General features: G+C 57.5%; 21 protein-coding genes and 1 pseudogene. 6 read left to right on the top strand and 16 right to left on the bottom strand.

Features of this window, described 5'->3' with window-relative positions:
- The first annotated feature begins 235 nt into the window (after positions 1-235).
- The gene (locus HV340_RS07935) at positions 236-1,501 is read left to right on the top strand and encodes a maltoporin (protein ID WP_032681282.1); all 1,266 of its coding nucleotides are present in this window, start codon (positions 236-238) and stop codon (positions 1,499-1,501) included.
- Positions 1,502-1,605: 104 nt separating this feature from the next.
- Here the strand turns inward: HV340_RS07935 and HV340_RS07930 are convergent, their stop codons facing one another.
- From HV340_RS07930 to HV340_RS07905, 6 genes are all read right to left on the bottom strand, one after another.
- A complete protein-coding gene (locus HV340_RS07930; protein ID WP_181216422.1) occupies positions 1,606-1,848 on the bottom strand; it encodes a glucose PTS transporter subunit EIIB in 243 nt (80 codons plus the stop codon).
- A 99-nt stretch (positions 1,849-1,947) separates the two neighbouring features.
- Positions 1,948-4,005, bottom strand: coding sequence for a beta-galactosidase (locus HV340_RS07925; RefSeq protein WP_063925107.1), 2,058 nt, complete (start codon positions 4,003-4,005; stop codon positions 1,948-1,950).
- 30 nt (positions 4,006-4,035) lie between these two features.
- Positions 4,036-5,238, bottom strand: a complete 1,203-nt coding sequence (locus HV340_RS07920) for an arabinogalactan endo-beta-1,4-galactanase (RefSeq protein ID WP_181216421.1) — start codon at positions 5,236-5,238, stop codon at positions 4,036-4,038.
- 2 nt (positions 5,239-5,240) lie between these two features.
- The gene (locus tag HV340_RS07915) at positions 5,241-6,092 is read right to left on the bottom strand and encodes a sugar ABC transporter permease (RefSeq protein WP_014169479.1); all 852 of its coding nucleotides are present in this window, start codon (positions 6,090-6,092) and stop codon (positions 5,241-5,243) included.
- Positions 6,093-6,103: 11 nt separating this feature from the next.
- Complete coding sequence (locus tag HV340_RS07910) at positions 6,104-7,408, bottom strand: sugar ABC transporter permease (protein WP_020884733.1); 1,305 nt, start codon at positions 7,406-7,408, stop codon at positions 6,104-6,106.
- A 57-nt stretch (positions 7,409-7,465) separates the two neighbouring features.
- On the bottom strand, positions 7,466-8,680 hold the full coding sequence (locus HV340_RS07905) for an extracellular solute-binding protein (protein ID WP_181216420.1): 1,215 nt from the start codon (positions 8,678-8,680) through the stop codon (positions 7,466-7,468).
- A 321-nt stretch (positions 8,681-9,001) separates the two neighbouring features.
- On the opposite strand from HV340_RS07905, the gene HV340_RS07900 reads away from it, so the two are divergent.
- Positions 9,002-10,117, top strand: coding sequence for an ABC transporter ATP-binding protein (locus HV340_RS07900; protein WP_020884735.1), 1,116 nt, complete (start codon positions 9,002-9,004; stop codon positions 10,115-10,117).
- Here HV340_RS07900 and hpxK read toward each other — a convergent pair.
- The 7 genes from hpxK to hpxU all read right to left on the bottom strand — a co-directional run bounded on the left by hpxK (position 10,114) and on the right by hpxU (position 16,466).
- The gene (gene hpxK / locus HV340_RS07895) at positions 10,114-11,355 is read right to left on the bottom strand and encodes an allantoate amidohydrolase (RefSeq protein ID WP_181216419.1); all 1,242 of its coding nucleotides are present in this window, start codon (positions 11,353-11,355) and stop codon (positions 10,114-10,116) included. The genes HV340_RS07900 and hpxK overlap by 4 nt on opposite strands.
- Positions 11,352-12,593 (bottom strand): alanine--glyoxylate aminotransferase family protein, encoded by a 1,242-nt coding sequence (locus HV340_RS07890; protein ID WP_014169474.1) that lies wholly within the window; start codon positions 12,591-12,593, stop codon positions 11,352-11,354. The genes hpxK and HV340_RS07890 overlap by 4 nt, the downstream gene beginning before the upstream one ends.
- A 14-nt stretch (positions 12,594-12,607) precedes the next feature.
- Positions 12,608-13,345: an amino acid ABC transporter ATP-binding protein gene (locus tag HV340_RS07885; RefSeq protein ID WP_032677837.1), complete on the bottom strand. Its 738-nt coding sequence runs from the start codon at positions 13,343-13,345 to the stop codon at positions 12,608-12,610.
- A complete protein-coding gene (locus HV340_RS07880; RefSeq protein WP_025204495.1) occupies positions 13,326-13,982 on the bottom strand; it encodes an amino acid ABC transporter permease in 657 nt (218 codons plus the stop codon). The genes HV340_RS07885 and HV340_RS07880 overlap by 20 nt, the downstream gene beginning before the upstream one ends.
- Positions 13,982-14,647 (bottom strand): amino acid ABC transporter permease, encoded by a 666-nt coding sequence (locus HV340_RS07875; protein ID WP_014169471.1) that lies wholly within the window; start codon positions 14,645-14,647, stop codon positions 13,982-13,984. The genes HV340_RS07880 and HV340_RS07875 overlap by 1 nt, the downstream gene beginning before the upstream one ends.
- A 4-nt stretch (positions 14,648-14,651) precedes the next feature.
- Positions 14,652-15,434: a transporter substrate-binding domain-containing protein gene (locus HV340_RS07870; protein WP_020884739.1), complete on the bottom strand. Its 783-nt coding sequence runs from the start codon at positions 15,432-15,434 to the stop codon at positions 14,652-14,654.
- A gap of 192 nt (positions 15,435-15,626) precedes the next feature.
- Positions 15,627-16,466, bottom strand: a complete 840-nt coding sequence (gene hpxU / locus HV340_RS07865) for a MurR/RpiR family transcriptional regulator HpxU (RefSeq protein WP_020884740.1) — start codon at positions 16,464-16,466, stop codon at positions 15,627-15,629.
- A gap of 153 nt (positions 16,467-16,619) precedes the next feature.
- Here hpxU and hpxW point away from each other — a divergent pair, with 153 nt between their 5' ends.
- From hpxW to hpxZ, 4 genes are read left to right on the top strand one after another with little or no spacing between them, the layout of a single operon-like run.
- Positions 16,620-18,203, top strand: coding sequence for an oxamate amidohydrolase (gene hpxW, locus HV340_RS07860; protein ID WP_063925112.1), 1,584 nt, complete (start codon positions 16,620-16,622; stop codon positions 18,201-18,203).
- 10 nt (positions 18,204-18,213) lie between these two features.
- A complete protein-coding gene (gene hpxX, locus HV340_RS07855; protein WP_063925113.1) occupies positions 18,214-18,402 on the top strand; it encodes an oxalurate catabolism protein HpxX in 189 nt (62 codons plus the stop codon).
- Complete coding sequence (locus tag HV340_RS07850) at positions 18,399-19,796, top strand: AtzE family amidohydrolase (protein WP_050736610.1); 1,398 nt, start codon at positions 18,399-18,401, stop codon at positions 19,794-19,796. The genes hpxX and HV340_RS07850 overlap by 4 nt, the downstream gene beginning before the upstream one ends.
- A complete protein-coding gene (gene hpxZ, locus HV340_RS07845; protein ID WP_032677834.1) occupies positions 19,793-20,179 on the top strand; it encodes an oxalurate catabolism protein HpxZ in 387 nt (128 codons plus the stop codon). Before HV340_RS07850 ends, hpxZ begins: the two co-directional genes overlap by 4 nt.
- Positions 20,180-20,269: 90 nt before the next feature.
- Here the strand turns inward: hpxZ and puuE are convergent, their stop codons facing one another.
- From puuE to HV340_RS07830, 3 genes and pseudogenes are all read right to left on the bottom strand, one after another.
- Positions 20,270-21,202 (bottom strand): allantoinase PuuE, encoded by a 933-nt coding sequence (gene puuE / locus HV340_RS07840; RefSeq protein WP_181216418.1) that lies wholly within the window; start codon positions 21,200-21,202, stop codon positions 20,270-20,272.
- A gap of 15 nt (positions 21,203-21,217) precedes the next feature.
- Positions 21,218-21,960 (bottom strand): annotated as a pseudogene (locus tag HV340_RS07835) (aspartate/glutamate racemase family protein); the annotation flags it as partial.
- On the bottom strand, positions 21,960-22,676 hold the full coding sequence (locus tag HV340_RS07830; RefSeq protein WP_020884746.1) for a GntR family transcriptional regulator: 717 nt from the start codon (positions 22,674-22,676) through the stop codon (positions 21,960-21,962). The pseudogene HV340_RS07835 and the gene HV340_RS07830, both read right to left, overlap by 1 nt.
- Positions 22,677-22,794: the final 118 nt, after the last annotated feature.

Here is a 22,794-nt window from a genome sequence, read left to right as displayed (position 1 = left end):
ATCAGGGGCGATATAAAAAAACGCCCACTGGGCACTTTTGGCTGCCATAACACCATCAAAAAGTATTACGTTCACAATACTACATTTCTTGTCACACCTCATGAATCGTAACAAAATTGGCTATTTTATTTGCACTTAATCACAGATTAACGATCACGCAATTGCCAGAAAAAAGGTTTAGGCATTTTATGACAGCGGATTTGTGAACGTATTACAAAACAATAAGAGGGTAACAATGAACACGACGATCCGCTCTGTATCTGTTGCGTTGGCTGCCGCGTTAGCGTCTCCTTCGCTGTTTGCAGCGTCTTCAGTACCAATTGATTTTCATGGGTATCTTCGCTCCGGTGTGGGCGTCTCACGGGATGGTGGGATGGAGGAGTGGCAAAAAAATAAAATTGGCCGTCTGGGTAACGAGGCCGATACCTACGGCGAGCTGGAGCTGGGCTCAGAGGTGTACAAAAAGAACGATGTCAGCTTCTACCTCGACAGCATGGTGAGCATGGTCTCTGACGGCTCTAACGACAATGAAACCACCTTCGGCGACGATGCGCAGTTCGGGTTGCGTCAGCTGAATCTGCAGATCAAGGGGCTGATCCCCGGCGATCCGAACGCGGTGATCTGGGGCGGTAAGCGCTATTACCAGCGCCATGACCTGCACATCATTGACACCAAATACTGGAACATCTCAGGCGCGGGTGCCGGTATCGAAAACTACACCCTCGGACCGGGTGCGGTGTCCGTGGCCTGGATCCGTGGCGATGCCAACGACGTGGACTACCGCGTGGACGGCGATAGCGACGTCAATATCAACTACATCGACCTTCGCTATGCGGGCTGGAAGCCGTGGGCGGGTGCATGGACAGAAGTGGGCATTGATTACGCCATGCCAAACCCCACCAATAAGCAGAAAGAGTATGGTGGGCTGTATGAGGCCGACAACGGCGTCATGGTCACCGGTGAGATCAGCCAGGACATGTTAGGCGGCTACAACAAGCTGGTGCTGCAGTATGCGAACAAAGGCCTGGCGCAGAACATGGTGTCCCAGGGCGGCGGCTGGTATGACATGTGGAACTACGTGAACGACGCCAGCGGCTACCGTGTGATTAACACCGGCTTAATTCCGATTACGGACAAGCTCTCCTTCAACCACGTGCTGACCTGGGGCTCGGCGGATGACACCACGCAATTCACCGATAAATCGCGCCTTGTCTCGCTGGTGGGTCGCGCGCAGTACCAGTTCACCGAATACGTGCGTCTGATTGGTGAAGTGGGCGGTTTCTACCAGAAAGATACTTACACCGACGGCTCCAGCTACAAGCAGAGCGGAGAGAAGTACACCCTCGCACTCGGACTGGCGGATGGGCCTGATTTTATGTCGCGTCCGGAACTGCGCGTCTTCGCCTCTTACCTGAATGACTCCGAGAAAGGACAATCCTTCGAAGACGGCACCGCAAATAATACCTGGAATTTTGGCGTGCAGGTGGAAGCCTGGTGGTAATGTTTATTTCCTGATATGCGTTAATCGTTATTGTATCTCCAACAACTGGCAGTCTATTCTCCTCGTTTGGGATAGCCATTATTTTGGCTATCCCTTTTTTAATGTTAATGATTAAAATGCGCATCTAATAATTGCCGCAAGGTATCAGACTGCCGGCCAAATATCGCATGCACCTGCTGGCCAATAATAATTACGCCCAGCGCCCCCTCCTGTTGTAACGCCTGCGTATCCACCTTATTTAAATCTTTTGCCGTGACGCGCAGACGGGTAATGCAGGCTTCAACATGTTCGATATTATCGTCGCCGCCAAATGCAGGAATTAAACGCTGAGTTATTTCACTGTCCATAATACGCCTCTCTGTTATGCAGATAAAAAAATGCCTGCTTATAGAGCAGGCGCCTTCAGATTGATTAGCCAGGGTTGTACGACGCGACGCCCTCAGCGACTACGCTTTACGCCTGAGTACCCGACAATCCCACGGCAGCAGAGCGGTATCACCCGTGGCGGCGGCATCGGTCATGCAGTCGGTATACCCCTGCGGCAGCGTAATGAGCTGCTGCTGGGCGGTGTAGTTCTGCACAAACACCCACGTGGTTTCGCCGTCCGTGCGGGCCGTTGCCACCACACCCGGTGGGAAATCGCATTCCATGGCCCGCGGCAGCGCCAGTTCGTCAATAATCCCGGCGAAGAAATCACGCTGGAACGGCAGATCGTTGCGCGACGCCACATGCCACGCTTTCCCCTTACCGAAACGGTTCACCGTCACGGCAGGCCGACCGGCGTAGAAATCATCCCGGTAGGTCGCCAGCGGCTGAGCGTTTTCGACATGGATCAGTTCGCACAGATGACGAACCTGATACGGCCCCTGCAGGCCAGCCGCATTACCCGCCAGCCCCTGTACCAGATTACGTTCTCCCTCACCGAGACAGTCGATCTCTTCTGCCCAGATGCCGAGCAGTTTACGCAGCGGCCCCGGGAACCCGCCGAGATGACAAAGATCGCTTTCATCCACGATGCCGCTCCAGTAGGTGGTCACCAGATGGCCGCCCCCGGCGACAAACGCTTCTGCGCGTTCGGCGAAGCCTTCCCGCACCATATAAAGCATCGGCGCAATCACCAGCGCGTACTGGCTGAGATCGCCGTCGGCATCAATCACATCCACCGCGATGCCTTTTTCCCAGAACGGACGGTAGTGTTCGTTAACGGTTTTTTCGTACTCCATCCCCATGTTGCGCGGCCCTTCGGCATCGTCCAGCGCCCAGCGATTTTGCTGGTCGAAGATAATCGCTACCCGTGCCTGCGTGCGACACCCGACCACCCCCGGCAGGCGCTCAAGCATTTCGCCCAGACGCGTCACTTCGCGCCCGACACGCGTATCAAGATGTCCCACGTGGTCGATAACCGCCCCGTGGAATTTCTCCACCGAACCGCGGCTTTTACGCCACTGGAAGTACTGTACGGCATCGGCCCCGTGTGCCACCGCCTGCATTGACGAGAGAATATGCATCCCCGGTTTTTTCAGCTTGCTGGTCGGCTGCCAGTTGGTGGTGCTCGGCGTGGACTCCATCAGCACAAAAGGTTTGCCGCCTTTCAGGCTGCGCATCATGTCGTGGTACATGGCGGTGTAGCAGGCGAGCAGGGTTTCGTCTTTCTCCTTGTGCCACATTGGGTAGCTGTCCCAGGAGATAAAGTCGATCGCTTTCGCAAGCTGCCAGTAGTCGTAATCGTAGAAATACTCCATGAAATTGGTCGTCACCGGCAACGCTGCGTTGACGGCTTTTAGCGGCGCAACCTCATGGCGGCAGAAATCTGTTACCTGCGCCGTATTAAAGCGGCGCCAGTCGAGGTTCAGACCGTGAATGGACACCTCGCCCTGCGGCGCAGGGGACTCAATCTGCGACCAGTCGCTATAGGTGTGGCTCCAGAAGGTGCTCCACCATGCCTGGTTCAGCGCATCCAGGGTTTTGTAGCGCGCTTTCAGCCAGTCACGAAAGCGCTCCTGGCACAGATCGCAGTGGCACTCACCACCGTACTCATTGGAGATATGCCAGCCCAGCACCGCCGGGTGCTGTGAATAACGCTCAGCCAGTAAGGTATTCATTTTGAATGTCTTCTCACGGTACACCGGGGAAGACATACAGTGGTTATGACGTCCACCGTGCAGCGCAGGCACGCGGTTACGCCCTACGCGCAGCACCTGCGGGTATTTTTGCGACATCCATGCCGGCCGCGCACCGCTCGGCGTGGCGAGGAAAATATGGATCCCCGCTGAATATAATTTATCAATGACGTTATCCAGCCAGACAAAATCATATTCCCCTTCACGCGGTTCGAGCTTCGCCCAGCTAAATATGCCCACCGACATGACATTACATTTCGCCTGCTGCATCATGGCAATATCTTTTTCAATAATACCGGGGTAATTCTCCCATTGCTCCGGGTTATAGTCGGCGCCATGCAATAACGCAGCGACCTTCGAACTTAAAGGCGCAAATTTATTCATATTAAAAACGTCCTGAAGTGAAACAGAATACTATTTAAATACCGTTATCGACGGCAGCACTTTGCCATGACAATCAAACAACGCCTGGTTTTCGCGGGCATTTCCCTCTTTCCAGTCATCATGGATATATTTCATGCCGGTTTTGGTGGCCCATGTGGTTCCCGGTACGGCAATCCAGATCGGCTCCCAGTAAAACAGGCCCTTACCGCGACGATCGGGAACGTCAATCACGGCCTGCATTAAATCGTGGATATAATCGTACTGACCCTGCACGGTGCCGGGATAGCCACCGTCCTTCTCTTCTTTGGCCTGGAAACTGTTTTCTGCGTTATCGCAGTTCTCCAGCGTATAGCCATAGGCCGCTTCCACCACAATGACGTCTTTGTTATAGCGTTTGCTGATGTCATCCATATTGGCTTTCAGCGCGCCGATCGGGCCATTCCAGTAGGTGTACATCGACAGGCCGATAATATCGAACGGCACATCGCGCTTCGTTATCTCATCAAACCACCAGCGGAAGGTGTCATTTTTAGTGCCTTCGGCCAGGTGCAGCATAATTTTCACCTGCTCGCCGTCGGTCAGGTTCTCTTTCATCCCGCTGATTGCGGCGTTGAGTAACCCGGCTACGCGGTCAAACTCGCCGCCACCCTGCCCCCAGCTTTTGCCTTCCGGCCAGAGCAGCCCGCCATTGATTTCATTACCAATCTGGACCATGTCCGGCAGCACGCCCTCTTTTTTAAAGCGGGCAATGGTGTCGCGCGTATAGTCATGGATTGCCGTTTTAAGCTGCGGGTAATCCATCTTCTCCCAGGCTTTAGGTTTGAACTGTTTGCCCGGGTCGGTCCAGAAATCGCTGTAGTGGAAATCGAGCAGGAGTTTTATGCCCTGGGCCTTCACGCGCTTCGCCAGCGCCAGCGTGTTTTCCAGATTGTTACTGCCGCCCCCGTAGGTATTTCCGTTGGCATCCTGCGGATCCACCCACAAACGCAGGCGCACATAGTTCACGCCGTTGGCTTTCAGAATGGCAATCGCGTCCTGCTGCTGGCCATTCTGGTTATAAAATGTTGCGCCATGCTGTTCAGCCTCGAGCAGCGTCGAGATGTCGGCCCCCTTAATAAAGTCTGCCGGCATGGCGTTAAAAGGACGCGTTTTTACCCCGTCCGCGGCGAACGCACTCGCGGCAAGACCGCAAGAAAGACAAACAGCAAGCAAAGCGGGTTTGAGTCTTTTCATGGTTATCCCTTAGTACTCCCGGAGGTCAGACCGGAGACGAAGTATTTTTGTAAGGCCAGATAGAGGATCGCGACCGGCACCGCAATCAGCACCGCGCCTGCCGCGTAGGTGGTGTAACTGGCACCCATTTTTTGCGCCACCAGGTTATAAAGCCCGATGGGTAAGGTGTATTTGTCCGGGGTGCGCAAAATGGTGCTGGAGAGAATGAAATCCCCCAGCGGCCCGGTGAAGGAGAACAGCGCCACCACCGCCACAATGGGTTTGGAAAGCGGCATGATGATCTCGATGAAGATGCGGAAGTTACTGGCTCCGTCCATGCGCGCGGACTCATCCAGATCCTTAGGAATGGCGTCCAGGTAGCCCTTCATCAGATAGGTGTTCATTGGGATCATGCCGCCAACGTAAATCAGCACCAGCGCCAGATGGCTGTTGATTAAGCCCAACAGCTGCGAGAGCACGAAGATGGCAATCAGCGCCGAGAACTGCGGGATCATCTGCAGCAGCAGGAAGAGCATCAGTCCGTTCTGCCGCCCCTTAAAGCGAAAACGCGAGAAGGCATAGGCGGTAAAGCTAACGCTGATTAAGGTCAACACCATGGTCAGGAAGCTGATTTTCATCGAGTTCCAGTACCACGTCATGTAGTTCACCTGACCATTAAACAGGTCGGCATAATGCTGGAACGACAGGTTCTGTGGAATAACAGAGGAGCTTAACAGGCTGTTGCCCGCGTTGAGTGAGGCGCCCACCGTCCACACCAGCGGGTAAATGATGATGACCGACACCAGCACAATAACCAGCCAGGAGAGTGAAAGGCGGACCCATTTCTCACGTTTAATACTTTGTGATTTAGCCATTGTTACGTCCCTTACGCCATGTCGTCATTTTTGAAAGATTTGGTGGCGCGGAACTGCCATAGCGCCAGGCCGACGACAAAAACAGACAGCAGGATGGTGATGGTCGCCGCAATGGCATATTGCGAAGATGACATCGTCAGTTTGTAGATCCACGACACCAGAATGTCGGTGCCGCCCGCATTCGACCCCACCACCGCCGGTCCGCCGTTATTGAACAGATAGATGATGTTGAAATTATTGAAGTTGAAGGTGTATTGCGTAATCAGGATCGGCGCTATGGCGTAGAGCACCAGCGGCAGCGTAATGGTCCGCAACCGGGTCCAGCTGCTGGCGCCGTCCATGGTAGCCGCTTCATACAGGTCATCAGGAATGGCCTGCAGCACGCCGGTGGTCATGGCGAAAACAAACGGGAAACCAAGCCAGGTTTGCATCATGATCAGCGCCGTTTTGGTCCAGAACGGATCGGTCATCCAGGCTTTAGGCGCAATCCCAAAGAAGGCCAGAATGGCGTTGTTAATCACCCCGAACGAGTCATTAAACATCCCGGCGAAAACCAGGATGGTGACAAAGCCCGGCACCGCCCACGGCAAAATAAAGATGGTGCGGATCAGCGGCTTAAAGCGTAAATCTTTCTGGTTCACCAGAATCGCCAGCAGTACGCCCACCGTACACTGCAGCGTGGTAGCGAGCAGCGTCCAGACCACCGTCCACTGCAGCACGTCGAAGAAGGTGGAGCGCCAGATAGAGAGCGTAAAGATATTGATGAAGTTCTTAAACCCGACCCAGTCAACCAGCTTAGCCGGCGGCGTGTGGTAGAGGTTGTAGTTGGTAAAGGCGATGGCAAACCCGAACAAAATGGGAAACACCACCACAAACACCAGCAGGATAAAGCCCGGGGTGATCATCAGATACGGGAAGCCGTCGCTCAATAGCATCTGATACTGTTTACGCACGCTGTTAAGCTGCAACCCTTCGTCACGTTTCAGGCCATTGACCCACGCGTCACGCATCGACAGGTAATACACCATCACGCCGAACGCAGCGATTAACACGCTGATGATCCCCTCCGCCAGCAGGAAGATGGAGTTGTCGCGCGGCACCTCCTCACCCAGCGTCACCAGTCCCCACAGCCCTTCGCGCAGAAAATCAGCAAATACGCCGATAAAACTGGCAAGCAGCACCAGGAAGATGACCCCTTTCAGCCACTGACGGTGGTAAAACTGACCGAAGCCGGGAATGACCGCCAGCAGCAGGCTGGTCCAGGCGTGACGCCCGGCCACGCGCGGTTTGGCAAAATGTTCCGGGATGATACTCACAAACAACTCCTTTCAAAAAACGGGAGAGACACCCTCCCGTTCTGCGACGTCAGAAAACTACTGGTTGCTGGCCTGCATGGCTTCGATTTGCATCTGAACCTGTTTTTCTGCGCTGTCGAGCGCGGCTTTCGGATCCTGTTTACCGGTCAGGCTCAGCTCGAGGGCCGCGTTCGCCGGAGCCCAGACTTCACCCATTTCCGGAATGCCCGGCATCGCTGTCGCCCGTGCGGCCTGCACGGCAACCGCGCTGGCTTTCTCGTCGTTCTTAATGAGCGGATCGTCAATCATTGCGGTCAGCGGCGGAATTTCACGCGTCGCGATATAGCGCGTTTTGACGTACTGCGGCTGGTTGATAAATTCGATAAATTTCTGCGCCATGGCTTTGTCTTTGCTCCAGGTAGAGACGACATAGCCCTTCACGCCCAGGAATGAACTCATTGGCTTACCGTCCGGCAGCGTCGGCAGCGGCGCAACGCCGTAGTTAATGCCCGCCGCTTCATACGGCTGGAACGCCCACGGACCGTTGATGACGGCTGCCGCTTTTTTCTCGGTAAACAGAGAATCGATCGCGTTCAGACCGTTATCGCCAATGATCCCCGCCGGGAATACGTCATCGGCATAGAATTTTTTCAGGTAGGTGACCGCGTCTACCGCGCCCGGCTTGTTCAGGCCCACGTCGCTGGCGTTATAACCGCCTTTATCATTTTTACCGAAGATGTACCCGCCCATCGGGGAGATGGCCCCCCAGCTGTAGTAAATCTGGTCGAACTTGGCGAGCAGGCCGTACTGGTTTTTGGCGCGCTGCTGTTTAGAAAAGTCATACCAGTCCTGAAGTGAGTTGAGCGGCTTCGCGATCAGGTCTTTGTTGTAAATCAGCACCAGCGTCTCAACCGCTTTCGGCACACCGTAAAGGGTGTTATCCATTTTGAAGGCATTAATGGACGCCGGCGTGTACTGTGCGGTCTGCTTCGCCTCCAGATTCAGGGGGGTCAACAGCCCTTGCACAACCGCGCCGCCCAGTTGATCATTGGGAATGACCAGCACGTCCGGGCCAATTCCTGCCGGGCCGTCGAGGCGCAGTTTTTCCAGCTGCTGCGCGTAGGGCATCTCCTGCAGGTTAACCTTAACGTCGTACTGCTTTTCGAAATCGGCGACCGCGTCTTTAATGCCGGACGACTTTTTGATGTCTTCCCAGACGTTAAGCTGCGTGGTGGCATAAGCCTGCACCGCGAGCGTAGAGAGGATCAGAGCAGCCAGTATGTTCTTTTTCATTATCAACCTCATGTGAAGGTATAACAATTTTATGGTTGTTATTGCATTTCACCGCCATACACCTTCGCCAGAAAACCGACTAACACTGGCGTACAACGTATAACATCAAATGCCTTTGGTTTGGTATACGCTACCCTTCGCATCATGATAACTCTACAAAAAACTGTAAGTTGTGTGATCGTCATAACATTAATGGAATATCAGTATAGGGTGCGTGAATACTGGAAGTTATAGTCAGAGCAGACAAATTGCACCGTCCAGCCATGTAGCAAATAATTGTTATACGTAATACATACGCGGCGGTTTACTCGGGGAATACAGATGTCGAACATACAATTGAGGAATGTCACCAAACGCTTTGGCGACACCGTAACCTTGCACAACGTGAATCTTGAGATTGAAGACGGTGAGTTTGCCGTCTTTGTCGGTCCTTCCGGCTGCGGTAAATCGACAATGCTGCGCATGATTGCCGGACTGGAGGACATTAGCGAAGGGGAAGTGTTAATTGGTGACGAGGTGATGAACGACGTTGCCCCCTCCCACCGCGGCGTGGCGATGGTGTTTCAGTCCTATGCGCTCTACCCACATATGACGGTGGCCGAAAACATGGGCTACGGCCTGAAGGTCAATAAGGTGCCGAAAGATCAGATCCGCCATCAGGTCGAGATGGTGGCCAAAACGCTGCAGCTTTCCCACCTTCTGGATCGCAAACCTAAGCAGCTTTCCGGCGGCCAGCGCCAGCGTGTGGCTATTGGCCGCGCCATCGTGCGTAATCCGCGGGTCTTTATGTTCGACGAACCGCTCTCCAACCTGGATGCCGAGCTGCGCGTGGAGATGCGTCTGCATCTTGCCCGTCTGCACCAGGAACTGAAAACCACCATGGTGTATGTCACCCACGACCAGATAGAAGCGATGACCCTGGCTGATAAAATTGTGGTGATGAACTACGGAAAGGTTGAGCAGATGGGCGCGCCGATGGAACTCTACTACAAACCGGCGAACAAGTTCGTGGCCGGGTTTATCGGCTCGCCGAAGATGAATTTCCTGCCGGCAACGGTAGAGGCCTGGCAACCGGGTGAGCTGACGGTGAGATTATCCCAGCAGAAGACACTCACACTGGCCCTGACCACCACACCGTTGAACGCAGGCAGCCCGGTGACGCTGGGCATCCGTCCGGAACATTTAACCACCGATCTCCGCCACGGCACGCGGCTGACGTTTAACTGTGAAGTGGTTGAGCGTCTGGGCAATAACACCTACCTCTTTGGTCAGTGCTACGGCCACGACAATGTGAAGATTTTGCTGCCGGGCGATGTGAAATTCGCACCGTGGCAGCAAATTGATGTGGCTTTTGACGATCGCCACTGCATGGTGTTTGACGAGCAGGATGTGCGGGTGAGTGCCGACATCGATGAAGCGGTACGCTCAGTCGCTTAACCCGCCAGACGCGTTACCGCACGCGTAAAGGCATCAATCGCCAGCGCGACATCCTCAGCCATCACCGATTCCGCCGGATGGTGGCTGACGCCTCCCTTACACCGCACAAACAACATCCCTACCGGCCAGCGCTCCGCCAGGGCGATGGTGTCATGACCGGCACCGCTCGGCAGCGATAATGTCTTCCCCTGCACCGATTCTACAGCCTCCGCCAGCAGCGCCTGCAGACGTGTATCGCATGGCGTGGCGGCGATTCGGTAAAATTCGTCGGCTGCAAAATGTATTCCGCGACGGGCCGCTATTGCCTGCGCCTGCGTCAGCAGTGCAGTAAGCAGAAGGTCAAGCGGCGCATCCTGCGGGCCGCGAATATCTAACGAGAGCGCGACCTCGCCGGGGATGACGTTTACCGCACCAGGCAGACAGCGCAACTCACCCACCGTGGCCACCAGGTTGCCGCCGTGCTGACGGGTGGTGTTTTCAATCAGCACCATCCATTCGGCGGCGGCGGCCAGCGCGTCCTTACGATGCGCCATCGGCACGGTCCCGGCGTGGCCGGCCTCACCGGTGAAGCGGCAGTTCAGACGACGCGCGCCGTTAATGGCTTCAACCACGCCCAGCGCCAGACCGGCCTGTTCCAGACACGGTCCTTGTTCAATATGCAGTTCCAGACAGGCGCTGAAATCATCCGGGCGTCGCGCGGCCATCGCGACACGGCTGGGATCTAACCCTGCCTGTACCATCGCCTGCGCCACGCTGATACCTCTGGCATCGCACGTGTCGAGCCAGCCCACAGGCCAGGTGCCCGTCAGCGCGCGGCTGCCCAACAGCGTGATACCAAAGCGGGTACCCTCTTCATCGCAAAAGCCGACAATCTCAACGGCCTGCGCCAGCCGTTTTCCCTGCTGATGCAGGCTGTCAACGACTTCAATGGCCGTCAGCACCCCCAGCATCCCGTCGTAGCGCCCGGCATTGCGCACGGTATCCAGATGCGAGCCAAGCAACACCGCCGGTGCGCCCTCCTGCTCGCCTTCATAACGTCCGCAGATATTCCCCACGCTGTCCTGCCAGACGGTCATGCCCGCCTGGTTCATCCACTGCCCGACCAGCTGGTTAGCCTGCAGATGCTGGGCAGAGAGATACACGCGGGTAAGAGAATCCTGGGTTTCGCTGATGGCGGCCAGCGCATCGGCGCGGGCCATCACACGTTCTGCCGCCTGCTGGCGTGTCGCGTGATTCATAGCGCCGTCTCAGTGCGGTAATGATCCCACGCAGCCTGCATCGCAGCACCCTGCGTAGTGGAAAACTTCAGGTAGTTCAGTACCGACTCCAGCGCACTCAGGGTGGTCATCACGCAGTCTTTACGCGCGTTATAGCCCATGGTGCCAATACGCCACACTTTGCCGTGCAGCGGACCAAACGAAGTACCGATTTCAATGCCGAAATCCTCCAGCATCAGTTTACGCACCTGGTCACCGTTTACGCCCTGAGGGATAAGCACGCCCAGCACGTTGTTCATCTTGTGCCTGAGGTCGCCGAAGGTCTCGAGTCCCATCGCCTGAATACCTTTCAGCAGCGCATCCCCGTGCAGCTTGTGGCGGGCGATACCGTTATCCAGCCCTTCCTGCAGAATCAGGCGGGCACATTCGCGGGCGCCAAACAGCGCGGTGGTCGCTTCGGTGTGGTGGTTCAGACGCTCGGGTCCCCAGTAATCCATCACCATGCCGAGGTCGAAATAGTTGGAGTAAATCATCTCCTCGTCGCCGTCGCGATGGGCATCGGTACGGATCCCCTCTTCGATGCATTTGCGGCGACGGATTGCCTCTTCCATCCGTGGGCTCAGGGTAACAGGCGAGGTGCCGGAGGGACCGCCAAGACATTTCTGCATCCCCGCCGAGACCGCATCCAGCCCCCAGGCATCGGTCTCCAGGGCGTTGCCGCCGAGCGACGCGGTAGCATCGGTATAAAACAGGACATCGTAACGACGGCAGATTGCCCCGAGTTCCGCAAGCGGCTGCAGCATGGTGGTGGACGTATCCCCCTGCACGGTTAACAGCAGGCGCGGACGCACGCGTTTAATGGCATCTTCCACCCGATCCGGTGTGAACACCTCGCCCCACGGTACCTCGATGGTGTGGACCTCTGCGCGGCAGCGGCGGGCAATTTCGCACAGCAGATGGCCGAAGCGACCAAAAACGGGCACCAGCACTTTGTCCCCCGGACGAATGGCCGATACCAGAATCGCTTCAATCCCCGCGCGGGAGGTGCCGTCCACCAGCATCGTCCAGCGGTTTTCCGTGCGGAACACGCCGCGGTAGAGAGCCATGACGTCGTTCATGTAGTGGGTCATCGCCGGATCGTACTGGCCGATAAGCTGGCTCGACATGGCACGCAGCACGCGCGGATCGGCGTTGATCGGCCCCGGCCCCATCAGCAGACGTTGTGGCGGATTGATTTGCGGAAATTGAGCGATATCCATTTTTAAGTCCTTAGTTAATTGAGGCCGCGCACGGAGGAGATAAACTGTTTAAGCTCAGTGGTCTGTGGGTTAGCGAACAGCGTTTTGCTGTCGCCCTGCTCCCAGACGCGCCCCTGATGCATAAACACCACGCGGTCGCCCACTTCGCGGGCAAAATTCATTTCATGGGTCACCAGGATCAGCGTCATCCCCTCAGCGGCCAGTTGTTCCAGCACCTTGAGCACTTCGCCCACCAGTTCCGGGTCGAGCGCGGAAGTTATCTCGTCACAGAGTAAAACTTTAGGCGACATCGCCAGAGCACGGGCAATCGCCACGCGCTGCTGCTGGCCGCCGGAGAGGCTTGACGGGTAGTAATCCAGACGGTCACCCAGCCCGACTTTCTCCAGCATGCGCTGCGCCAGTGCCTGACATTCTGCTGCGCTTTTCTTCAGCACCCGACGTGGCGCGAGCATCACGTTTTCCATCGCCGTCATGTGCGGGAAAAGGTTGAAGTTCTGAAATACCATGCCGACCGAGCGGCTGATTTCACGCGCCTGGGAATCCCGGTCGGTAATGGTCATGCCGCCGAGCTTGATGCTGCCGTCCTGATACCCTTCGAGGCCGTTAATGCAGCGCAACAGCGTGCTTTTACCCGAACCGCTGCGCCCGATAATTGAAATAACCTGGCCCATGTCGATGTCCAGATCCACGCCCTTGAGCACGTGGTTATCGCCGTAGTACTTCTGCACCTGATTAATGGTGATGAGAGGCATTGAATTTAGTCTCCAGATAACGGCTGTAGCGCGACAGCGGATAACACAGAATGAAGTAGCCGAGCGCCACCAGCGCAAAGACTTTAAACGGCTGATAGGTCACGTTGGTCAGCATCGTCCCGGCCTTGGTCAGCTCGATAAAACCGATAATGGATGCCAGCGCGGTCCCCTTAATCACCTGCACGGCGAACCCCACCGTTGGGGCGATGGCGATGCGTAACGCCTGGGGAGCCACCACGCGAAACAGCGTCTGGCCGAAGGTCAGCCCCAGACAGCGCGACGCCTCCCACTGCCCTTTCGGCAGCGCACGAATACTGCCAAACCAGATATCAAGCAAAAAGGCGCTGGTGTAGAACGTCAGGGCCAGCGACGCAGCGGTCCACGGCGAAACATCGATACCCAACAGCGCCACGCCGAAGAAGGCCAGGAACAGTTGCATCAGCAGCGGCGTGCCCTGAAACAGTTCGATATAGCCGCGGATAAGACGTTTTACCGTACGCCCACCCGTGAGGCGCAACAGCAACAGCGGCAGCGTTACCGCCGCCCCGCCGACAAACGCCACCAGCGATAGCAGCACCGTCCAGCGTCCGGCGAGCAGCAGATTGCGAATAATGTCCCAGTCGGTAAAGGTGGTCATCATGCCTGTACCCCCAGCCACTTCCGTCCTGCCGCCATCATTAGCTGGCGCAGGGTAATTGACAGCACCAGGTAAATTCCGGTGGTCACCAGATAGACCTCAAAGCTCAGGAACGTTCTTGACTGAATCAGGTTGGCGGCAAAAGTCAGCTCTTCATAGGAGACCTGCGACACCACCGACGAACCGAGCATAACGATAATGCACTGGCTGACCAGCGCCGGATAAATACGCTGCAGTGCCGGTGGCAGCACCACGCGTATAAACGTTTGCAGGCGGGTAAGCCCCAGCACGCGGCCGGCCTCCCACTGTCCTTTGGGCGTAACCTGAATACCAGCACGGACAATCTCCGTGCTGTACGCACCCAGGTTGACGACCATTGCCAGCAGCGCCGCTTCGCCCGCCGTCATCTTCAGCCCCAGATTCGGCAGACCGAACACAATGAAAAACAGCTGCACGACAAAGGGCGTGTTGCGGATAATCTCCACGTAGCCGCCCCAGATCCTGCTGAACCACGTCGTCCGGCCGCTGCGAATCGCCGCCCCGAAAATACCGATCGCCAGCCCGCCGAGGGTTGCCATCACCGTCAGTTGAATGGTGACCCATAGCCCTGCCAGCAGCGCCGGCCAGTACGGCCAGAGCGCAGAGAAATGGAGTTGCTCTGTCATCGCCTTACACGCCCAGGCTTGCCGGCAACGGCGCTTTCAGCCACTGCTCAGAGAGGCTATTCAGGGTGCCGTCTTTAATTCCCTGCTCAATCACCGCATCAACTTTCGCTTTCAGCGCCGGTTCGTTTTTCTTCAGCCCGATAAAGCACGGCGAGTCCTTCAGCATAAAGCTCGGAACCGGGGCTTTGGCGGCGTTCTGGCGGGAAATCGCCGCCACGACCAGATTGCCTGTCGCCACGTACTGGACCTGACCGGACAGGTAAGCCGACAGCGTGGTGTTATTGTCTTCGTAGCGTTTGACGTCTGCATCTTTCGGCGCAAGGCTGGTCAGCACCATGTCCTCCACCGCGCCGCGCGTCACGCCAATGGTTTTTCCACTCAGTTGAGCAGCATCTTTCAGCTCAGCCCCTTTCGGGCCGAACACGCCGAGGAAGAACGGCGCATAGGCACGGCTAAAATCAATCACCTTTTCACGCTCGGCGTTTTTACCGAGGCTTGAGATCACCAGGTCCACCTTATCGGTTTGCAGATACGGCACGCGGTTGGCACTGGTCACCGGCACCAGCTGCAGCTTGAGCTTCATCTGTTTTGCCAGATAGCGCGCCATGTCAATGTCGTAGCCCTGCGGCTGGAGATCGGTCCCGACCGAACCAAACGGAGGAAAATCCTGCGGGACGGCGATACGAAGAGTGCCGCGTTTCTCAATATCCTGAAGCTGGTCAGCTTTTGCTGGCAGGTTTGCAAACAGACAGACGGCCCCGGTCAGTGCAATCAATAACTTTTTCATGGTGCTTCCCCGTAACGTTAACATGAAACAAAAGATTCTTTGAATTGGATTTTGCAACTAATGTGCCAGATGAAGCGAAACGGGAAATTTTCTCTGAAGGCCTGATATAACGAGAGCGGGGCGGAAAAGGCCTCCCTTTTCCGCCCCGCTTTTCTGCACTATTTTAATGCAAAGCACCAGCCTGATGCCCCATTATCGCTGTTCCAGTTCGTCCAGCTGCTGATACAGGGAGGCGATATCGTGGATCCGGGGACGGCCTTTATCGAGGATTTCATGCAGGAAGGCGTTAGCCAGCAGGTTGATCAGACTGTTGACCGACGAGTAGCTGTCGTACGCCGAGACGCTGTCCAGCGGGGCGCAGAGCTGCCAGCTGGTCAGCGGAAACAGGCTGTGCGCCTGCGGCTCACACATCAGCAGAACCGGAATACCGCTGTGCTGAAGCTGCTGCAACAGCGGCCGAACGATCCGCGGGCGACGGCGAAATGCCATCATAATCACCAGATCGTCGGGCGTGAGATCGACCAGTTCCTCGCTCAGGCTCTGCCCCGGCTGCGGCAGCAGCAGCACCTGCCCGCGCGCCTGCAACAGCTGCTGGCGCAGGTGCAGCGCCGCCGGATAGGCGTTGCGCATCCCGATAATCACAATCCGCCGCGCCTTCACCATTGAGGCCATGGCCTCGGCAAACTGCTGAGCATCCAGAGCGTTGACCCACTGGGTGAGGTTTGCCATCTCCTGCTTATAATGCCGCGCCAGCAGAGTGTTGCCCTGCACCGCATCGCGGTTATCGGTCAGCGGCATGCCGCTCTGGCGCAGCGTGCGCAGTTCGTCGCGCATCTCTTTATACTTCTCATAGCCCAGACGCTTAAACAGACGGCTCACCGTGGCTTTCGACACCCCGCTCAGCTGCGCCAGCTCGGCGCTGTTATAACTAATGAGGTCGTCGAAATGATCAAAAATAAAATCAGCCACCCGTTGCTCCTGCGGTGACAACGACGCGTATTGCGCTTTCAGACGTTCATCAAGCTGTTCCATAAAGCCTCTGTAACTTTTGTTTCACCTCACTATACCTTTCATTAAGCATGCCAGCTTCTTAAAACGTTATGTTACGACTGACGTGAAACTTTTCATTCATAACTGGAACAGCTTTTGCAGCACCTTGTGACTTTTGGGTTATGAGGACTCTCCATGCAAAGTAATGTCTCCGTACACGGAATGGCCGTGGCGCCCCACCATCTTGCCAGCCAGAGCGCCCTGGCCATTCTGCGCGAAGGCGGTAGCGCGATTGAGGCAATGGTCGCCGCCGCCGCAACCATTGCCGTGGTTTACCCGCACATGAACGGTCTCGGTGGGGACGGTTTCTGGCTTATCGTGCCGCCTGACGGCGAACCGGTCGCCATTGACGCCAGCGGCGCAGCTGGCTCACTGGCGACGCTAGCCGCCTATGACGATGTCTCTCAGATCCCCCATCGCGGGCCTCGTGCGGCGCTGACCGTGGCGGGAACGGTGAGCGGCTGGGACGAAGCACTGAAGGTTTCGCGCACGCTGACGGGCACCGCTCTTCCCCTGAATCGCCTGCTGGCAGACGCCATTGACTATGCCCGAAACGGCACGCCGGTGACCGCGTCTCAGGCCGCCGCCACGGCCAGTAAGCTGGATGAACTGAAGGACCTGCCCGGCTTCGCGGAGACCTGGCTGACGGACGGCAAACCGCCGCAGGTCGGCAGCCGGTTTTATCAACCGGCGCTGGCCTCCACGCTCTCGCTCCTCGCAAAAGACGGTCTGGACAGTTTTTATCGCGGCCCGCTGGCGGAGCGTCTGGCCCGGGGCATGGCAACGCTGGGGCTGCCCATCACCCTGGCTGACCTAAACGCGCATGTCGCCCGGCGCACCACGCCGCTGAAATTACAGCATCAGCAAGGCGAAGTGTGGAACCTTGCGCCGCCAACGCAGGGGCTGGTGTCGCTGGCGATCCTCGGGATAACCGACCGCCTGTCCATGGCCGATGCTGACGAAGCGACCACCGTTCACCGCATTGTGGAGGCCACCAAACTGGCGTTTGGTCTGCGCGATGCCCATATCACCGACCCGCGCGAGCTGAAAACCGATATCCAGAGTCTGCTGGATCCTGCCGCACTGGCCACCCTCGCCGACCAGGTCGATGATAACCAGGCCGCACCGTGGGGCTGCGGCAAAGGCCCTGGTGATACGGTCTGGATGGGGGTGATGGATAACAGCGGTCTTGCCGTGTCGTTTATCCAGAGCATTTATCACGAGTTCGGCAGCGGCGTGGTCCTGCCTGATACCGGCATCGTCTGGCAAAACCGGGGAGCCTCATTCAGCCTCAATCCCCGTCACCTGCTGGCGCTTGCGCCAGGAAAACAACCGTTCCACACCCTGAACCCGGCAGCCGCGCGTCTGCATGACGGACGCGTCATGGTCTACGGCTCGATGGGCGGTGACGGCCAGCCGCAAACTCAGGCCACCCTGTTTACCCGCTATGTGGTGCAGGGGGTACCGCTGCAGGAGAGCATCGCCCGCCCGCGCTGGTTACTGGGGCGCACCTGGGGACAGACGTCCGACACCCTGAAGGTGGAAGGCCGCTTTACGCCGCAGACCGTCGCGCGCTTGCAGGCGCTGGGCCACGACGTGGAGTGCTTCCCGGCATTCAGCGAAGCCATGGGCCACGCGGGTGCGATTGTTCGCCATCCTAACGGGCTGTTTGAAGGGGCATTTGACCCGCGCAGCAACGGCGCCGCCGCCGGATTTTAAGGAGAGACTGATGAATACCACACAACCTGACTGGCATGCCTATCTGACGCAAATGGAGTCCGTGCTGGGCGTTGAGCTGGATGACGCCCGCCGGGCAGAACTCCATGTGCAGTTCTGCCGTATCGCGGCGATGGCCGGCCCGCTGATGGCACTGCCGCTTGATGACCATCTGGAGATCGCAGGAGTATACAAAGCATGACGCTACACGAGATGAGTATCAGTGAGATCCAGCAGGCGCTGAGTGCAGGCGACCTGAGCGCTCATGACATCGCCCGCCAGACGCTGGAAGCCATTACGCGCATCAATCCCCATATCAACGCCTGGACCACCGTCACGGAAGAACGCATGCTGGCCGAAGCCGAGAATATCGACACCCTGCGTCGGGAGAAACGCCCTCTGCCGCCGCTGGCAGGTATTCCCTACGCGGTGAAAAACCTGTTCGACGTCGCCGGGCATACGACCCTTGCCGGTGCAGAGCTGTTCAGCCAGCGCCCCCCCGCCACCGCTGACAGCTTTGCGGTACGCCAGCTGCGCAGTGCCGGAGGCTTATTGTCGGGGATGGTCAACATGGATGCCTACGCCTACGGCTTTACGACGGAAAACAGTTACTACGGCGCAACGCGTAACCCGCACGATGTGACGCGCATTGCCGGAGGATCGTCCGGCGGTTCTGCCGCCGCGGTCGCTGCCGGACTGGTTCATTTTTCGCTCGGTACCGACACCAACGGGTCGATTCGCGTACCGGCCTCCCTGTGCGGAATATACGGTCTTAAGCCCACTTTTGGTCGTCTGTCACGCGCCGGCAGCCATCCGTTTGTCGCCAGTCTGGATCACATCGGGCCGTTTGCCCGTCGCGTGAGCGATCTGGCGTCGGTGTACGATGCACTGCAGGGTCGGGATACCAGCGACGGATTTCAGGCGGAGAGCTCCCGGGAGCAGACCCGGCCCCTGCTCGACCGCGGTCTGGATGGTTTGCGCTGCGCGGTGCTCGGCGGCTATTTCAGTACCTGGTGCGACAGCGACATGCGAGACGCCGTGGCGCGGGTGGCAAAAGCTCTCGACGTGCAGGAAACGCTGCAATTCCCCGATGCCGAGCTGGCCCGCTCCGCAGCGTTTATCATCAGCGCCTCGGAAGGCGGAAATCAGTACCTGCCCGCGCTTCGCCGCGAGCCCGGGCGTTTTGAACCCCATTCGCGCGAACGGCTTCTGGCCGGCGCGATGATCCCTTCTGCCTGGTATATTCAGGCCCAGCGTTTTCGCACGCAGGCCCGACAGGCGTTTAAAGCGTTGTTTGCGCAGGCCGACGTGCTGATCGCCCCGGCCACGCCGCGCAGTGCAACGCAAATTGGCGAAGAGATCATGGAGATCAACGGCCAACCTTTACCGGTTCGCGCCAGCATGGGCATGCTGACGCAGCCGATTTCGTTTTTAGGTTTACCCGTTACCACCGTCCCGCTGCGCACCGCTCAGGGCGCACCTGTTGGCCTGCAGTTGATCGCCGCGCCGTTTAACGAGCAAGCCTGCCTGCGTGTGGCGCGGGTGCTGGAAGCAAGCGGAATAACCGATGCCCGGCCAGCGGAGATGGCACCATGATAAATCACGATGACATTAACCTTCCGTGGGTCGTTGCAGAAGTGACCGCAGCCTTTTACCGCTATGAAGATGCGCTGGTAAGCAACAACATTCCGGTGCTGGATGAGCTGTTCTGGCACGACAAAAACACGGTGCGTCTCGGTGCGGGCGAAAACCTGTACGGCATTGAGGAAATCCGCGCCTTTCGGGCGGCGCGCCCGTCCGCGGGCCTGCAAAGGACGTTGCGCCATACGGTAATCACCACCTTCGGAGAGGATTACGCCGTGTGTAGCACCGAATTCACCCGCGAAGGAACGGAGCGGATTGGCCGCCAGCAGCAGACATGGGTACGCTTCCCGTACGGCTGGCGGATTGTGGCGGCGCAGGTGAGCGTAATGGCGTAATGTTAATAACCCTGCCCGGTAGCGCTTTTCCCATCAGATAAGCAGCAGGCCGGGACAGGCGTCACCGCCCCCCGGCGCACTGCTGGACCGTTATTGTTGAAACGGGTGCACCTCACGCCAGTGATCGGCTATCTGCTGGCGGGTACAGACCCATACCCGATCGTGCTGCGCAAGGTAATCGAGGAACCGCTGGAGTGCACGAAAACGCCCCGGACGCCCCAGCAGACGGCAATGCATGCCGATGGACATCATCTTCGGCGCACGTTCCCCTTCTTCGTACAACACGTCAAAGCTGTCTTTCAGGTAGGTATAAAACTGCTCGGCGGTGTTGAACCCCTGCGCGGTCGCGAAGCGCATGTCGTTGGCATCCAGCGTATACGGCACAATAAGGTGGGGTTTGCGCGTGCCGTCGCTGCACGTCACTTGCGTCCAGAACGGTAAATCATCGCCATAGTAGTCGCTGTCATAGTCAAAGCCCCCATGCTCCACTACCAGCTGGCGGGTGTTTGGGCTGTCACGCCCGGTGTACCAGCCGGCAGGCGGTTTGCCAAACAGGTCAGTCAGGACATGCACCGCCTTGTGCAGGTGCTCGCGTTCCTGGTTGATATCCATACTTTGATAGTGGATCCAGCGCCAGCCGTGGCTAACCACGTCGTAATCAGCTGCTTTGATGGCGTCGACGATATCGGGATGTCGCGCCAGCGCCATTGCCACGCCAAAGACCGTCAGCGGCAGGCCACGCTTGCAGAATTCGTTATGGATCCGCCAGAACCCGGCGCGGCTGCCGTATTCATAGAGAGAGTCCATCGACATGTGTCTGTCCGGATAACTGGCCGCACCGATGATGTCCGAGAGGAATTGTTCTGAGCCGGCATCACCGTGCAGCACGTGGTTTTCCGCCCCTTCTTCATAATTGAGTACAAACTGCACGGCGATGCGCGCCTGGTTCGGCCACTGCGCGTGCGGCGGCTTGCCTCCATAGCCGCGTAAGTCCCGCGGATAATCCTCGTTAAAAAGCGCCATTATCACCCCCTCAATTAAAATGGATTCAGTGCCTGAAAGTGTCCGCTCAACGCTTTTTTCTCCGGGAAAGCCAGGTCCCCGTGCTTGCTGGTTGACAGCCCCAGCGCCACCAGCGACTCGACCATTTTCACCGCCGCGCTGACGCCGTCGATCACCGGCACGTGCAGCTCGCGCGTCAGCTCTTGCGCCAGCGTCGCCATTCCACCGCAGCCGAGCACAATCGCGCCGCAGCCATCTTCTTTCAGCGCCTGGATGCAGCGCGCGCGCACCTTCTCCTGAGCCAGGCCGCTACCGTCTTCCAGTGCCAGCACCGGCAGATCGATGGCATGCAGGGCTGCACAGTGGTCCTGGAAACCATACTGGTGCAAAAGATGACGGGCGATAATCCGCGTGCGCGGCAGCGTGGTCACAACAGAAAAGCGTGTTGCCACCAGCGTGGCCATATGCATCGCAGCTTCTGCGATACCGATGACCGGCCCCTGCGCCAGCTCGCGCGCCGCCAGCAGGCCGGGGTCACCAAAGCAGGCAATCACGTGTCCATCCACACCCTGTTGCCGTCCGCGTTTTATCTGTTCGAGAACGCCCACGGCGGCGATGGCCTCATCAAAATGACCTTCTATCGAGGGCACACCTGCGCTCGGGCAGACGGCGAGGATCTCCGTTCCCGGTGCTGCTACCGCGCGGGCTGCGGCGCCGATGGTTTCCGTCATCGCGAGGCTGGTGTTGGGGTTAATCACTTGTATACAAACAGACGACATTACGACTCCTTGTGGCTGGCGAACAGCCGGGCAAAATCAGGCAGGCACTCACCGGCCCGTTCGAAACAGAGGCTGGCGACAATATGTTCAAAATGGTGCATTAAGGCCTCACTCAGGGGCTGGAGCGCCTTCTGACGCAAGAGTTCCACCAGTTGCTCGTGGTCATTGCAGCGGCAGCCCTGACGCCACGGCGCGCCCCAGGCTGCGATCACCAGCGACGACCGCTGGCTCAGTCCGGTCACCATCTCTGTCAGCACCTGATTTCCTGAAATGGCCTGAAGCTGAATATGGAAATTGGCGGAGTGGCGGATTGCGGCGGGACCGTCATACGCCTCGTGCGCCTGCTGCTCCTGGCGAATAATCCCTTCCAGTGCAGCCAGATGCGGCGGCTGACAGTGGGCCAGCACGTCCGGCAGGTTAGCCACCTCAAGCAGAGCGCGCGTGCGGAAGATCTGCTGCGCCTCTTCTACCGTCGGGCTGGCCACGTGTGCACCACGTTTGGGCGTTAAGGTGACCATTTGCACAGCGGCGAGTCGTTGCAGCACCTTGCGAATACCGGTGCGGCTCACGCCGAAGACCTCAGCCAGCGCCTCTTCAGGCAATTTACTTCCCGGGAGCAACTGATGTTCGACTATCGCGGTCATCAGCGCCTGAAAGATGGATTCATCTTTGTCATGCAGGTCTGGCGCGGTCTGCAGGCTGTTTATGTTGTTCATTCACCACTCCGATTTTTACTTTTCGCTATCGAATCGTATACATAAAAATAAAATATTGCATACAAGATTTATTATTTTGGCCTGGATCCTGCAACACCGTCTGCACTCCCACTTAACG

The sequence above is a fragment of the Enterobacter sp. RHBSTW-00975 genome (assembly GCF_013615235.1).
Taxonomy (GTDB): Bacteria; Pseudomonadota; Gammaproteobacteria; order Enterobacterales; family Enterobacteriaceae; genus Enterobacter; species Enterobacter ludwigii.
The sequence above is the reverse complement of the archived record's forward strand: the minus strand, read 5'-3'. Positions and strand labels throughout refer to the sequence as shown.